This is a genomic window from Parabacteroides goldsteinii (assembly GCF_020091425.1).
GTDB lineage: Bacteria > Bacteroidota > Bacteroidia > Bacteroidales > Tannerellaceae > Parabacteroides > Parabacteroides goldsteinii.
Window position 1 is genome coordinate 3,273,432 of sequence record NZ_CP081906.1, and the last position, 14,284, is coordinate 3,287,715.

At 39.6% G+C, this 14,284-nt stretch carries 12 protein-coding genes; 5 read left to right on the top strand and 7 right to left on the bottom strand.

What is annotated here, in order from left to right; translation table 11 throughout:
* Positions 1 to 141: 141 nt before the first annotated feature.
* The 7 genes from K6V26_RS14605 to K6V26_RS14635 form a co-directional block, all read right to left on the bottom strand.
* Entirely contained in the window at positions 142 to 408 is a 267-nt protein-coding gene (locus tag K6V26_RS14605; protein WP_224265691.1) for an NVEALA domain-containing protein, read from the bottom strand.
* Positions 409 to 514: 106 nt separating this feature from the next.
* Complete coding sequence (locus K6V26_RS14610; protein WP_224265692.1) at positions 515 to 1,537, bottom strand: 6-bladed beta-propeller; 1,023 nt, start codon at positions 1,535 to 1,537, stop codon at positions 515 to 517.
* Positions 1,482 to 2,720 (bottom strand): 6-bladed beta-propeller, encoded by a 1,239-nt coding sequence (locus K6V26_RS14615; RefSeq protein ID WP_224265693.1) that lies wholly within the window; start codon positions 2,718 to 2,720, stop codon positions 1,482 to 1,484. The genes K6V26_RS14610 and K6V26_RS14615 overlap by 56 nt, the downstream gene beginning before the upstream one ends.
* A 166-nt stretch (positions 2,721 to 2,886) precedes the next feature.
* Positions 2,887 to 3,144 (bottom strand): NVEALA domain-containing protein, encoded by a 258-nt coding sequence (locus tag K6V26_RS14620; RefSeq protein ID WP_224265694.1) that lies wholly within the window; start codon positions 3,142 to 3,144, stop codon positions 2,887 to 2,889.
* A 206-nt stretch (positions 3,145 to 3,350) separates the two neighbouring features.
* Complete coding sequence (locus K6V26_RS14625; RefSeq protein ID WP_224265695.1) at positions 3,351 to 4,232, bottom strand: DUF1573 domain-containing protein; 882 nt, start codon at positions 4,230 to 4,232, stop codon at positions 3,351 to 3,353.
* Positions 4,233 to 4,240: 8 nt separating this feature from the next.
* Positions 4,241 to 5,299: a BF3164 family lipoprotein gene (locus K6V26_RS14630; RefSeq protein WP_224265696.1), complete on the bottom strand. Its 1,059-nt coding sequence runs from the start codon at positions 5,297 to 5,299 to the stop codon at positions 4,241 to 4,243.
* 3 nt (positions 5,300 to 5,302) lie between these two features.
* Positions 5,303 to 5,542 carry an NVEALA domain-containing protein gene (locus tag K6V26_RS14635; RefSeq protein ID WP_048315042.1) on the bottom strand — a complete coding sequence of 80 codons (240 nt, stop codon included), beginning with the start codon at positions 5,540 to 5,542 and terminating at the stop codon, positions 5,303 to 5,305.
* Between the two features lie 306 nt (positions 5,543 to 5,848).
* Between K6V26_RS14635 and K6V26_RS14640 the strand changes: the two genes are divergently transcribed.
* The 5 genes from K6V26_RS14640 (at position 5,849) to secA (ending at position 14,194) form a co-directional block, all read left to right on the top strand.
* Positions 5,849 to 6,943 carry a DNA-binding response regulator gene (locus tag K6V26_RS14640; protein WP_224265697.1) on the top strand — a complete coding sequence of 365 codons (1,095 nt, stop codon included), beginning with the start codon at positions 5,849 to 5,851 and terminating at the stop codon, positions 6,941 to 6,943.
* Between the two features lie 505 nt (positions 6,944 to 7,448).
* Positions 7,449 to 7,691, top strand: coding sequence for a GlsB/YeaQ/YmgE family stress response membrane protein (locus tag K6V26_RS14645; RefSeq protein ID WP_007658943.1), 243 nt, complete (start codon positions 7,449 to 7,451; stop codon positions 7,689 to 7,691).
* A 138-nt stretch (positions 7,692 to 7,829) separates the two neighbouring features.
* The gene (locus tag K6V26_RS14650; protein ID WP_224265698.1) at positions 7,830 to 9,020 is read left to right on the top strand and encodes a lipoprotein N-acyltransferase Lnb domain-containing protein; all 1,191 of its coding nucleotides are present in this window, start codon (positions 7,830 to 7,832) and stop codon (positions 9,018 to 9,020) included.
* 33 nt (positions 9,021 to 9,053) lie between these two features.
* Positions 9,054 to 10,643, top strand: coding sequence for an alkaline phosphatase family protein (locus tag K6V26_RS14655; RefSeq protein WP_224265699.1), 1,590 nt, complete (start codon positions 9,054 to 9,056; stop codon positions 10,641 to 10,643).
* Between the two features lie 173 nt (positions 10,644 to 10,816).
* Positions 10,817 to 14,194 carry a preprotein translocase subunit SecA gene (secA, locus tag K6V26_RS14660; RefSeq protein ID WP_224265700.1) on the top strand — a complete coding sequence of 1,126 codons (3,378 nt, stop codon included), beginning with the start codon at positions 10,817 to 10,819 and terminating at the stop codon, positions 14,192 to 14,194.
* Positions 14,195 to 14,284 lie beyond the last annotated feature (90 nt).

Here is a 14,284-nt window from a genome sequence, read left to right on the forward strand (position 1 = left end):
TCAACTGGTAACATTGAAATGACTCAATAATGAAATTGATTAAATCAACGTATAAATTCAAAGATATTTCTTTATATACTAATTCCTTAATTGAGTAGTATTTACTAATTTAAGGAGTCAAGTATATTAAAGGAGTAGACATTAACGTCTGTAATTTTTAATATCTCCACATGTACATAAATAACCTACTCCCCAATTATCACATATGGCAATAAAAGATTGGTCAGGTTGATATGCTGTGCGCCATCTACACTCATCGTGCCATTCATTTTCAAAACTAGCAAGAGCTTCAATGTTTGCTAATGCTAAATCAGACAAGTTTGTTTTTTGCTTATTTTCACTATAATTCCAACCAACAGTAATGGTTATAGCTGCAAAAATAGTTGTTTTAAAAAATAACTGTTTCATAATATTACTTTTAATATTTGATTGAAAAAAATATTTGGATAAATTGTTTTTTATCAGTTGCATAACCATAATGTATCTCCTTTTTAAATGTTAAGTAAGTTTGAATTTATTCTAAAAATTCAATAATAATAGGATTGTCATCTATTTTGCATTGAATTTTGTTGTCATCTTTATTGAATAATTGTTTTTCATTATCTAATAGTTGATCTGGAGTTAGGTAAAGTAATAAACTATTGTCGCTATCTCCTACAGATATTGAAGAAGCAAATGTACCATAAGAAAATTCAGTAGATATAGTGTTACTATTTCTTATTTTTGTAATATAATTTTTATTGTCATGGCGTATCTCAGCCCAAATAGTTTCATTTAACGGTACAATATTACATATATAAGTACCCTTGTTTGCTTCTTGAATGAAATTCGTGCCTTGAATATCATATAGTTTTAATAATTGTTTGTCGGTGAGATAAGTTTTTTCTTTAGTAAAGAAACCTTTGCTGAAAGTTTCGGTTTTAGGATCAAATACTATATAAGCATTTGAAATACCTAATTGGTATAAATATTTGGAATCATATTTAATAAATTGTACAGATCTAAACATTAAATATGGTACTTCTTTTTTAAGATATTCAGAAAGTACATTACCATTTTTATCAGTGAGAGTTAAAGAATACTTGTTTTGTCCGGTAACCAGTAAAATATGCGAATTCTCCATTCTTCTGAATCTATATATGGCGAATGGATAGCTAATCTTATAAAGGAATGAACAGTCATAAGCATCATATATTTTTAAATTTTCATTATCTGCTACCCAAATCTCAGTTCTTCCATTTATTTCATAAACATCAAAATCCTCAATGCGTGTGTATTCCTCTGGACCTTGTCCCATTTTATTAAGAGAAGCTATGAATTTGCCTTCTTTATTGAAATGAAAAATAGATTTTCCTGCTGAAGATACATAATAATCCTCTTTGAATTTCTTTATTTTATTAATTTCTCCAACTAAACATTCCGGAGTTGTTTCTAACGGGATAATTGTATATTTATTAGAAAATAGCTCTTCCCATTTTGGTTTATTTTCCTGAGGAATTGTAAGACCTTTCAAAAGTTCTGTTTGCTGTTTTTGCATTGTATCCAAACATGAAGTTAGACAACAGAACAAAATGATGACTAATGTAACTATATTTTTCATATATTATTTTTATAGTAATTAAAACCCAATCCTCACTATTGGCAGATAAAGATGGTAATATTTTTTTTATGGCAGGATAAGAACATTTAATATTCTGATAGTGCTCAACTAGATCTTTTTCCCAGGCTAACATATAAATATTTTCTCCGTCAGAACCAATAATTGGATTCATGGATCTAGAATGGAAATTGTCAAATAAACGTTCACAAGAATATAATGAATTATTTTTAAGATTAATAATGCAAATATCCTCTCGTTTACCTTTCAATTTAAAGAATAATTTATCTGATGCCTGATAAAAACTATTATGACTATAAATGTATTTTTGTTTTTTTATGATTTCTCCTAGTTCGTTGTCGTTTGGATAATTCTCTTTTGTTATAAACTCTTCGTGGAAATCAAGAGAGTAAAGAGGATTTACTTCTTTTTCGTTATAATTGTAAGTATAAATCGTATCAATATTGTTTGGAAATATAAAAATATTATTTGACTTTGTATTTGTAGCATATAGGTTATAATCTGCATAAGGTCTTTTACTTTTTCCCCATTTGGGTATAAAAAATTTATTTATTGATTTAAAGTCTGTTAAGGCCATGAAATATCCGTCGATATTACCTTGTTTGTCACATCCTCCTCCTGAATAGATCAGGTAATTCTGTTTGTCAACAGGTATAATATGTGCACAGGCAAATGGTAAAGATATTCTATTAATAGGTGTTCCATCTAATTTGAATTTGTTGATTATTTTGAAACGACTGACTGCCCATAATTCTTCTAAATGTGGTACAATACACATTGAATTTACCAGTAAAGCATCTGAAAAAGTAATTTCATTTATAAATTTTCCAGAACTATTATAAATAACAATATTCTTTCCTGCTATTGTATTTCCCATAAAGTATAGGTTATCTTTATATTGAGTCATACTAATACAGTTGCTGAAAATATTTTTATCTAATCTTGTGCAAGAAATGTCTTCGATTAAACTGTCAAAGCTAATCGTTTTATATTTCTTCATATCTATTTTTGTAGCTTCTTTATACGCTGTAGGATAAAGAATGGCTTTGCTCTCGTTAATAAATAATAGAGAAAGCAATATAAATAAAACTTTTATCTTCATAATGTGTATTTAGAATTCTTTTGTTAAAGAAGATGCGTCAATAATCACTTTTGTTATTATAAATAGAAGTTAATAAGATAATGATTTTGACGCATCTTCTATAATAGCTTAACTAAAATTAGTTAGGTCAATAGTATAGAATTAGGTAAAGCATATAGAACTGAACTTAATAGTATTTAACGTCGCCGCATTTACAGTCGCTGCCTATTCCCCAATTATCGCATATCGAAATCCAGCCTGTTACAGAACTATGACCTGTACGCCAAGTACAACCTTCGTGATATTCATTTTCGTAAATAGCAAGAGCATCTATATTGGCTAATGCCAAATCAGACAGTTTTACTTCGTTCTGACTCTGGCTAAAATTCCATCCTGCTGCAGCTGCTATCGCAGCTAGAGCCATGATACCAAATAACTTTTTCATATCTGTATATGTTTAATTATTTATTAAAATTATTATTTAATCAGGCTATTTTCTATCTTTGCCTACTCTATTCGGATTAGATAGTCGAATGACACCTGTATCATTCTATTTTGTCGGTTATATTACCATCATACACCTCCTTTTCGGGGTCTCCGGGAGTTTGCTTGTACTATTTGCTGTCGTGCAGCAAACTCCCATTCGTTCGATCACCGAACATTCCCCTTTATCTTTACTTTGACAGGTTGATTGTTAATACTATTGTACTTGATCGTAACGACTTCATCGAAGAATCCTGTATCCTTCGGTGTCATTTTAATTCCCACCCGAAGAGTTTCTCCAGGTTTTGCAGGTCGTTTGTCGTATGTGGCTGCTGTACAGCCGCAGGTGGTACTTACGTCCACTATCACAAGGGGATTGTCCCCGGTGTTTTTTATTTCTATGGTCGTCTCCTTTACTTCCGATTTGTCGAAAGTACCGAAGTCGATTTCTATCTTTGTTGTTTCGGCTGTTGTTTTAGGTATATTTTTGTTCGGACTGTCCTTACCTGTAATCTGTTTCAGATACAGGTCTTTCACAGCCGTGTTATGTACCGGATTTCCTAATACAGTGACTTTATTGTCTTTATCCAACAAGAATGTCTGGAAAGTTATGTCTGCCGGGAATTTGTTCAGTTTGTTTAGTCGATCGTCTATATCAATACAGATAGGGCGATCGAATGCGTCTCGTTTCAGGAGGTAACGTATTTCCTTCGCATCTTTCGGATGCATGAAGAAAAGGAAAGGAACTTTTCCTTGTGCTACTGAATCTGTATATTCGATCAGTTCCTTCCATTTATGAAGTTGCAGTTTGCAGCTGGTGCAGCCGATAGAGTCTACATATATTAATACCTTGTATTCGGATTGTGGAATCTGAAAATCCGTAGTATCTGTCAGATAGCGTGTGAAGGTCAGGTTTTTAGGGAACTGTATTTGTTTTCCTTGCCATTCGCTGACCAGATGCGCAATCTTATTTTCCTTCTCTTTCTGTTCGTTGTGGCAGGAGAAGAAGGTGGTTGCTATTAATAATATGTAAAGATAAAAGGCTTTCATTTCGTTTGCTAAATCTTAAATTCTATAATCGGATCATCGCTTTTCACCTCGGTGGCAACGATCGTATTTGTTTCTTCGTTTACATCAATGCCATGTATCGCATGGTCAAGGGTATATTTTTGTACCGGATTTCCTTTCAGGTCGAAAACATAAATAAATCTGCCTCCGTCTTCCAGTTCTTTTCCCTGCTTATAGGCTGCCAAATCATCTTTTAACTTGATTCCCTGAAATACGGCATAAATGTATTTGTCGGTAACTTTTATGTCATTGAATCCCATAATTCCGTCCGGGACACCTGAACCGTCACGCGCTGTTTTGAACTCGGGCTCTCCGTTAGGGCCATACAATACTTTATGTGTACTGTCTTTTAAATTGTAAATTTCCAGTGTTTCTCCCAATTGGGTGACCATTGCCAATATACCATTATCGGGATTATAGTCCATGAAGGGACGCCAAGCTTGTGCCAATGCCGGACGCGATGTCTCTTCTTCTGCTGCTTCGCTGGGTATAGTGCCATGGTTTTGGATTGCTTTGCCATTGCCGTCTACTTCCCAAAAACGGTGGTCGCCCATGTAGTCGGGAACTAAAAATCCCGATTCCATCGTATGAAAGTCGAGCGAACGGACTAATTTCTTATCTAATTTGATCTCTTCGACCCGTTCCGCTGAACCGTTAGTCGAAGAGATTTTCCAACGTGTAATCTCCATCTTATTGGCATCGAGTGCCCATAAAGAGTCTAAGGAGTTGAATTGGATGCTGATAGCCGATAGCATTTCTTGTGGAGCCTCTCCACGTCTACCGAATGAGGCAATGTGTTTCCATTCCGGATAGGTAAATGCATGTAAATAATGATCCATATTATGTAGGTCCATGACAACAGCGATACTGTCCCTGACCGCTACCCGGAAGGGGTAGCGGAACAGGATAGTATCCAGGTTGATCACCTGTGCACTGAGCGCCTTGGTTTTGGGAAATTCCGAGTATCTTGGAAAGTGCGAATCCGGAGAACTCGAACAGGCGGTCAGATAACTAATACCTATTAATAATATGGATAAAGGATACTTCATTGATTATTTTAAACTGAAGTTGATAACTTTTGTTTTCACCCAGTCTCCATAACAATCGACAGACCCCCACCCTAAGCATAGAACATCCATATAATCGTCATCATCTTCCGGATTTGCCAGGGCTTCGATGTTTGCATAAACCAAATCTGTCATGTTATTTTCACTGCTTTGTTTTGTGTATAAATAACCGGCAGCAATAATGGTTGCTAATCCTAATACTAATTTAAATGTCTTTTTTTTCATTGTTTATAAAATTGATTCACTAGCAAATTTAGAATTTATATTTTGAATTACAAACTTTCTAACAAGTTTAAAATATTGAATATCAAGCTTTGTGTGAAATACAGCCATCAACTGGGGCATGTTTTGTTAAAAATTTATATGTAAAATATATGCAAAAAATATGCATCTAATATGCAGATATATTTTATCTGTTTGATAATGCTGCATTTGAAGTTTTATATAAATTGCATATATTGATTATGACCGAATTAGGCTTATTGTCTTGAAAATTATTCTTATTTTTGTAAGGACAAATAGGATCTCTTTATGAAAAAAACTTGGAAAGTGGCAATATATTGGGGGCTTTTTATTTTATTCATTCTCGTAGGAGAAGGTATAGTCTGCTATGAAGTGTATGATAAAATAAAAATAAAGGCCTATTCTCTTTTTGAAGAGGTGGTTGAAATGGATATCGATATGCGGATCAAAAAGGAAAGAGTAGTTGTTAAGAGGGTGAAGCGCGAAACACATCCTGTAGACACTACCTCTGTTTGTACATCGGATGGGAGGTATACCCAAAAGAAAGAATTTGGTTCGAAAGCATCCTCTAAATATAATTTGCTGCAGTATTATCTTGGTGATTCTGTTCCAATACAGGTATCGGTTATCGATAGTCTGTTTCAAGCGGTTTTGCAACAAGCCGATATCCCGGCAGAAGTAGCTGTAAAATCTGTAGGAAAAGACTTTTACAGTAATTCTAAAAATGTGATTATGTATAGCAAGGATATTTCCCGGGATTTTTTATATCTGGCTTTACCTGTTAAAAAAATGGAAATCCCAGCTTGTGATTATGCTGTCTGTTTGCAAGGGTTCATTAAATGTCCATTCGATTATTTGTTGAAGGAGTCGGTGAGTTTAGTTTATTTTAGGATTTTTATATCGATCTCTCTAGGTGTTTTATGTTGGCTTATATCCTATACAATAAGATTATGCGTAAAGAAAAAGGCTCTTATATCTCCCGTTGAAAATGTGGGATTGGTTGATCAGTCGGAACCTGAAAGGATAGTAGAAAGCGAGACGATAGACGTTATCAAACCTCTACAACCGACTACAAGAGAATGGCTGAGTGTTACGGATAAGATTCTTCTGGATAAAACAACCGGAGATATTAAATTTGACGGTGAAATAGTATTACGTTTAAAAGGATTGAACTTAAAACTGTTTGTGTGTTTTGTTAAAAACATAAATGTAGGTGTCGGATTTGTCCAGCTGAAAAACGATGTATGGAATAACAGCGATACAAACAATAGTACAATAAGTATACAAGTCAAAAAGTTGGAAAAAAAATTACAAGAAAAAATTCCGGTTATATCAATAGAAAATATTCATGGAGAAGGGTATTGTTTAACAGTCTCCGAATAGTTATTCTCCAACTATCAAAATGACACTACTCTACCGGGTAAATCGGATTAATATACCGGGTAAAATAAAATACCCCACCGGGTAATATTTTTTAACATATCAAAACAGCTTTAAAAACCGCTATTTGCTATCAAAATGGCAATTCGGGATTTTGTATGTATTGCTATAAAAAGAAGGTGTCTGAAAAAGATATCTTCTGGCGATACAGAGACGCTTCAGAAAGATCTGTAAAAGAATCGGAATAAAGATTGACCCGGCTCTCGAAATACCGGATAATTGGGCGAATGAAGGGGTTATTGTTGCAGAAACCCCGGTTATTGCAACAGAAACCCCGGTTATTGCAACAGAAACTCCGGTTTCTGTAACGAAAACCCCGGAAAATGGAAATGGAAATGGAAATGTAAATTACAACACCTTTCTGATCGAGTAATACCTAACCATCAATTCGTTTAAACATAAACTCCCTATCCCTTGTTTATTAATCAGAACACTAAATTAAGTTATTATGGGAATTATCGGTTCGATTATTATTGGTATCCTGGCAGGCTTCCTGGCCGGGAAAATATTAAAAGGGAGTGGATTCGGGTTGATTGTAAACCTGATAGTCGGTATTATCGGTGGCGTATTGGGTGGATGGCTATTCGGCCTGCTGGGACTGAGTGTAAACGGAGTGATCGGCAGCCTGGTGATGTCAACCATCGGCGCAATCGTTTTACTATGGATCGTTTCACTATTCAAAAGAGAATAAGCTGCTTTGAGAATTGAAAAAAGTATACCTTTATCATATATACAACTATATATATTACAGTTAATACTTAATTTTCAATTCTCAATTTTAATTTTCAAAGCAAAACCTCTACCTTTGTACGGTAAAAACAAATATCGTATGAAAAAGAACCTGCTTCTGCTTTTCCTGTTCCTTTGCTTGATTCCGGCAAAGGCACAAACCGGATTAAGCGACGAAGCGCAGATAAGCATATTGACGGCAGCTCCATCCGACGATGAAGTGTATACCGTGTACGGACATACGGCCATACGGGTAAAAGATACTTTACGTAAACTTGATACAGTTTTCAATTATGGTATCTTCGATTTCTCAAAACCCAACTTCATCTATCGTTTTACAAAAGGAGAAACCGATTATAAACTGGCAGCCTATAATTTTTCACATTATATAATAGAATATCAGATGCGGGGAAGTGAAGTGACCGAACAGGTACTCAACCTCACTCCCGAAGAGACCCATAAGATATGGAATGCCCTGATAACGAATGTACAACCGGAAAACGCCGTTTACCGATACAATTTCTTTTTCGACAATTGCGCAACTCGTCCGGTAGCCATTGTGGAGGAACAGGTAGACGGGAAAGTGCAATATAACAACCCGCCCGAACCTCAAACATTCCGCGACCTTATAAATTATTGCACGCGTAATCATCCCTGGCTGACATTCGGATGCGACCTGGCACTCGGAAGCCCGACCGACCGGATCGCCACCCCGCATGAAATGATGTTCCTGCCGCTTTACCTGAAAGATGAATTCGAAAAAGCAACAATCGTGAACCCCGACGGAAGCGAAAGGAAACTGATAAAACAGACAAACCGGCTGGCTGAACAACTGACAGACGACAATAATGGCAGTAAGATATGGTTTACGCCTATGTTATGCAGCATGATTTTTTTCCTGCTGATAGCAGTAATCACATTCATTGAATGGAAGAAAAAAACATATTTCCGCATGGTGGATTGTATCCTCTTTTTCCTTGCAGGACTGGCGGGTACGGTATTGTTCTTCCTTTGTTTTATATCGACTCATCCTTGCATCTGGCCGAACTGGTCGATCGTGTGGTTACAACCTTTCGCCCTTATCGCTGTTATTTTGTTTGCAGTAAAAAAGTTCGGAAAGGCTGCATATTATTATCATTTTATTAACTTTGCGGCGCTTACGCTGCTGTTGGCGGGTTGGTATTTCATTCCGCAACACTTAAATATAGCTTTTATCCCGCTTGTTGCCACACTTTGGCTACGTTCCGGATACGGTATATACAGGGGTAATATGGCAATTAAAGGAAAATGAAGCGTATAGCTTGAATATATGATGGAAAATCGGATGAGAAAAATAATAACGTCGCTTATTGCAATCCTGGTAGTCACTAACCTGGAGGCACAACAACGTACCCCCAAACTTGTGGTTTGCATCACCGTGGACCAACTGAGAGGCGATTATATAGAATACTTCTACAATACATTCGGTGAACGCGGTTTCAAACGGTTGATGAACGAAGGATTGGTTTACAACAATATCAAATTCGAATTTTCCGACATCGACCAGGCAAGCGCCTTCGCAACGCTGTTTACCGGAAGCAACCCTTGTTTCCATGGGGTTACAGGAAGTAAATACTACGACTTCGAGAATGATAAAGAAGTCTCTATCCTTTACGACAAAGATTATATTGGTAATTATACCCGCGAAAATTATTCTCCTAAAAAGATGTTCAGCTCCACAATCGGAGACGAACTGAAGATTGCGTCCAAAGGCAGAAGCGACGTGTATGCCATTGCCCCCGATGCGGAGAGTGCAATCCTTTCTGCCGGTCATGCGGCAAACGGAGCATTCTGGATGGACGACATGAACGGGAAATGGGCGACGACCACCTATTATAAAGGTCTTCCCTGGTATGTGGACCGTTATAATAATGGAGTGGAATCTTTGTCGGCACGTCTGGAGCAGATGGTGTGGACTCCTACCCTTCCATTGGACAAGTATAACGCTTTCCCTTACGTATTGGATGATATTCCTTTCAAATATACATTTAATGAAAAGACAAACGATTGTTTTCCGAAGCTGAAGACGACCCCTTTCATTAATAAAGAGATTAACCGGCTGGCCCTGCAATTCCTTGAATACGGTGCATTCGGCACACGAAGTTGTCCGGATATGCTGTCGGTCACCTATTATGCGGGTAACTACAAAGGAATCATTAACAAGGACTACACCCGGGAGATTCAGGATACGTATTATCAACTGGATAAAGACCTGGAACAGTTTTTGGATGCCATCGATAAAAAGGTCGGCCTGGCTAATACCCTCGTCGTATTCACCGGCTCCGGTTATTATACCAGCGAAGAAGAATATGCGGACGGACTGCTGATAAACGGTGGAGAATTCCATCCGAAACGTTGCGTCGCCCTGCTTAACATGTATCTGATGGCAATATACGGGCAGCAAAGCAGTTGGGTAAAAGGTTTCTACAATAACCAGATTTACCTGAACCGCAAAGCCATCGAAGACGCCAAACTCGACCTGAGAACGATACAGGATAAAGCAGCCGAATTCCTGATGGAATTCAGCGGTGTACAGCATGTAACCACCGACCATGCCCTACTTGCCGGTGAATGGAACGAAGGAACGGTTAAATTCCGTCAGGGAACGCACCATCTGAAACGCGGCGACCTGATCATCGAACTGCAACCCGGCTGGATCATCAACAACGACAACCCGAAAGAAAAGGTAAAAATAATTCGTAATAACGCAGTAATTACCCCGTTGGTATTTATGGGTAACGGCATCAAACCGGAACATATCTACCGCGAAGTAAAAGCCACAGAGGTAGCCCCCACGGTAACCCATGTGCTGAGGATACGGCCACCGAATGCATCCCAGAGTTTACCTCTTTGGGAGTTGACGATCAAAAAATGAGATCTTGACCGGTCACTGGTATTATTGTTAACCTCCCATCCCTGGAATAAACAAAATTTGACAAGTATTTACTTTGGCACGGAATTTGATAGTGATATATCATTCCGGTGATCAATTAAATCCGATCGTCAGCAAATAAACACTTTACGAAATAAAATAAATTAATATATATCATGGGATTTAATGAATTTATGACGAAGCTGTTCGGCAACAAGTCGCAGCGAGACCTGAAAGAGATCACTCCATACGTGGATAAGATCAAGGCCGTATATCCGTCAATCCAGAAGCTCTCAAACGATGAGTTAAGAGCAAAAACAGATGAAATCAAACAACGTATTCAGGACTATGTAGCCGATGAACGGAAACAGGTGGAAGACCTCCGTAAAGGCATCGATGATAAAGAACTGGAAGAACGTGAAGCCATCTGGGCAGAAGTAGATAAAATTGAAAAGGCTATCACCGACAAGATGGAAGTGGTCCTGGAAGAATCTCTTCCGGAAGTATTCTCTATCATGAAGGAAACAGCCCGCCGCTTCACGGAAAACGAAGAAGTAGTGGTTACCGCTACCGATTTCGACCGCGACCTGGCAACCAAACACGATTTTGTCCGTATCGAAGGCGACAAGGCTATCTTCTTGAACCACTGGAAGGCCGGCGGTAACGAAATTACCTGGGATATGGTACACTACGACGTTCAGTTGTTCGGTGGTGTCGTTCTTCATAAAGGTAAAATCGCCGAAATGGCAACCGGTGAAGGTAAAACATTGGTAGCAACCCTGCCGGTATTCCTGAACGCCTTGACCCGTAACGGCGTACACGTTGTAACTGTGAACGACTACCTGTCAAAACGTGACTCGGAATGGATGGGACCGCTTTATATGTTCCACGGACTTTCCGTAGACTGTATCGACAAGCACCAGCCTAACTCGGATGCCCGCCGCGCAGCTTATAATGCAGACATCACCTTCGGTACAAACAACGAATTCGGTTTCGACTACCTGCGTGATAACATGGCGATCAGTCCGAACGATCTGGTACAGCGCAAACACAACTACGCCATCGTCGATGAGGTCGACTCTGTATTGATCGACGATGCCCGTACACCGTTGATCATTTCCGGTCCGATACCCCGTGGCGAAGAACAGTTGTTCGAACAGTTCCGTCCGAATGTGGAAATCGTTGTAAACGCACAGAAAGACCTTTGCTCCAAGTTGCTGATCGAAGCCAAAAAGAAAATGGCCAGCAGCGACCCGAAAGAAGTAGAAGAAGGTTCTATTCAATTATATCGTTCATTCAAGGGATATCCGCGTAACAAAGCGTTGATTAAATTCCTGAGCGAACAAGGTATCAAGGCACAGATGTTGAAGACGGAAGAATACTTCATGTCTGAAAACATGCGCCACATGCACGAAGCTACCGACGAACTGTACTTCGTGATCGACGAAAAGAATAACAGTATCGAACTGTCCGATAAGGGTATCGACCTGCTGACCGGCCGTTCCGACGACCCGACATTCTTCGTATTGCCAGATATCACTTCCGAACTTTCCCAGTTGGAAAACTTCAAGGGAACAGAAGAAGAAAAGCAAGCTAAGAAAGACGAAATCCTGGCTAACTATTCTGTCAAGAGCGAACGTGTACATACAATCAACCAGTTGCTGAAAGCCTACACATTGTTTGAAAAAGACGATGAATATGTAGTGATGGACAACAAGGTTATGATCGTCGACGAACAGACCGGACGTATCATGGACGGTCGTCGTTACTCCGACGGTCTGCACCAGGCTATCGAAGCCAAGGAAGGTGTAAAAGTGGAAGCTGCCACACAGACATTCGCAACTATCACTTTGCAGAACTACTTCCGTATGTACCACAAACTGTCAGGTATGACAGGTACGGCAGAAACGGAAGCCGGTGAATTCTGGGACATCTATAAACTGGATGTCGTAGTGATTCCGACCAACCGTCCGATTGCCCGTAACGATATGAACGACCGTATCTACAAGACCAAACGCGAAAAGTACGCCGCTGTTATCGAAGAAATCAGCGCATTGGTTGAAGCCGGACGCCCGGTACTGGTAGGTACGACTTCCGTAGAAATTTCGGAATTACTGAGCCGTATGCTTACCCTGCGTAAGATCAAACATAATGTATTGAATGCGAAGTTACACCAGAAAGAAGCCGAGATCGTTGCCCTGGCAGGTCAGAGCGGAACGGTAACTATCGCAACCAACATGGCCGGTCGTGGTACCGACATCAAGCTGTCGGCTGAAGTAAAGGCAGCAGGCGGTTTGGCTATCATCGGTACGGAACGTCACGAAAGCCGTCGTGTAGACCGCCAGTTGCGTGGTCGTGCAGGACGTCAGGGTGACCCGGGTTCTTCTGTATTCTACGTATCACTGGAAGATAACCTGATGCGTCTGTTCGCTTCCGACAAGATTGCCGGACTGATGGACAAGTTGGGCTTCAAAGAAGGCGAAGTGCTGGAACACAATATGCTGAGTAAGTCAGTGGAACGTGCACAGAAGAAGGTGGAAGAAAACAACTTCGGTATCCGTAAACGTTTGCTGGAATATGATGACGTAATGAACTCACAGCGTAACGTAATCTATACCCGCCGCCGTCACGCCCTGATGGGAGAACGTATCGGACTGGACGTATTGAATACGATCTACGATACATCTACCGCTATCGCCGAAGAGCATTCCGACGGTCTGGACTATGAAGGTTTCAAACTGGAACTGTTCAAGACATTCGCAATGGAAAGTCCGTTCACCGAAGAAGAGTTCAAGAGCATGAAAGCCTCTCAATTGGGAGACAAATTGTTCGAAAACGCATTGCAGACATTCAAGCGCCGTATGGAACGTATGACGCAGGTAGCCAACCCGGTTATCAAGCAGGTTTACGAACACCAGGGTGCGATGTATGAAAACATCATGATCCCGGTAACCGACGGAAAACGCATGTACAATGTTTCATGTAACCTGAAGGAAGCATACGAAACAGAAAGCAAGGTAATCGCAAAATCATTCCAGAAATCAATCGTTCTGCATACGATAGACGAGGCTTGGAAAGAACACCTGCGTGAAATGGACGAACTGCGCCACTCGGTACAGAATGCCAGCTACGAAAATAAAGATCCGTTGTTGATCTACAAGCTGGAATCATACAACCTGTTCAAGACAATGGTCGACACCATGAACCGTAAGACTGCCGCCGTCCTGATGCGCGGACAGATTCCGGTACGTGAGGAACCGACAGAAGAAGAAAAACGGGCAATGGCTCAGCGCCAGGCTGCTGCACAAGCTGCTCAGCAAGCTGCCGAACGCCAGCGTATCGAAGTAAAACAGGCCGGTCCGGAACAACGCCAGGACATGAGCCGCTATCGTACGGAGAAAACCGACATCAGCGGAAACAATGATCCGGAAGAACGTGCACCGCAACAGCCTAAACAAGAACCGGTTCGCGCCGAAAAACGCGTAGGCCGTAACGATCTTTGTCCTTGCGGAAGCGGAAAGAAGTACAAAAACTGTCACGGACAAGGTTTATAATACCTGACAGAATAACAGATAAGAAAAGGGTGGCTTGTAAAAGCTGCCCTTTTTTTCTATATTTGCACCAGATCACAATAAAGATAAATC

Bases quoted from the DNA above. Each gene is read 5' to 3' on its own strand.
- K6V26_RS14605 (WP_224265691.1), bottom strand. From the start codon at position 408: ATGAAACAGTTATTTTTTAAAACAACTATTTTTGCAGCTATAACCATT.
- K6V26_RS14610 (WP_224265692.1), bottom strand. From the start codon at position 1,537: ATGCAAAAACAGCAAACAGAACTTTTGAAAGGTCTTACAATTCCTCAG.
- K6V26_RS14615 (WP_224265693.1), bottom strand. From the start codon at position 2,720: ATGAAGATAAAAGTTTTATTTATATTGCTTTCTCTATTATTTATTAAC.
- K6V26_RS14620 (WP_224265694.1), bottom strand. From the start codon at position 3,144: ATGAAAAAGTTATTTGGTATCATGGCTCTAGCTGCGATAGCAGCTGCA.
- K6V26_RS14625 (WP_224265695.1), bottom strand. From the start codon at position 4,232: ATGAAAGCCTTTTATCTTTACATATTATTAATAGCAACCACCTTCTTC.
- K6V26_RS14630 (WP_224265696.1), bottom strand. From the start codon at position 5,299: ATGAAGTATCCTTTATCCATATTATTAATAGGTATTAGTTATCTGACC.
- K6V26_RS14635 (WP_048315042.1), bottom strand. From the start codon at position 5,542: ATGAAAAAAAAGACATTTAAATTAGTATTAGGATTAGCAACCATTATT.
- K6V26_RS14640 (WP_224265697.1), top strand. From the start codon at position 5,849: ATGAAAAAAACTTGGAAAGTGGCAATATATTGGGGGCTTTTTATTTTA.
- K6V26_RS14645 (WP_007658943.1), top strand. From the start codon at position 7,449: ATGGGAATTATCGGTTCGATTATTATTGGTATCCTGGCAGGCTTCCTG.
- K6V26_RS14650 (WP_224265698.1), top strand. From the start codon at position 7,830: ATGAAAAAGAACCTGCTTCTGCTTTTCCTGTTCCTTTGCTTGATTCCG.
- K6V26_RS14655 (WP_224265699.1), top strand. From the start codon at position 9,054: ATGAGAAAAATAATAACGTCGCTTATTGCAATCCTGGTAGTCACTAAC.
- secA (WP_224265700.1), top strand. From the start codon at position 10,817: ATGGGATTTAATGAATTTATGACGAAGCTGTTCGGCAACAAGTCGCAG.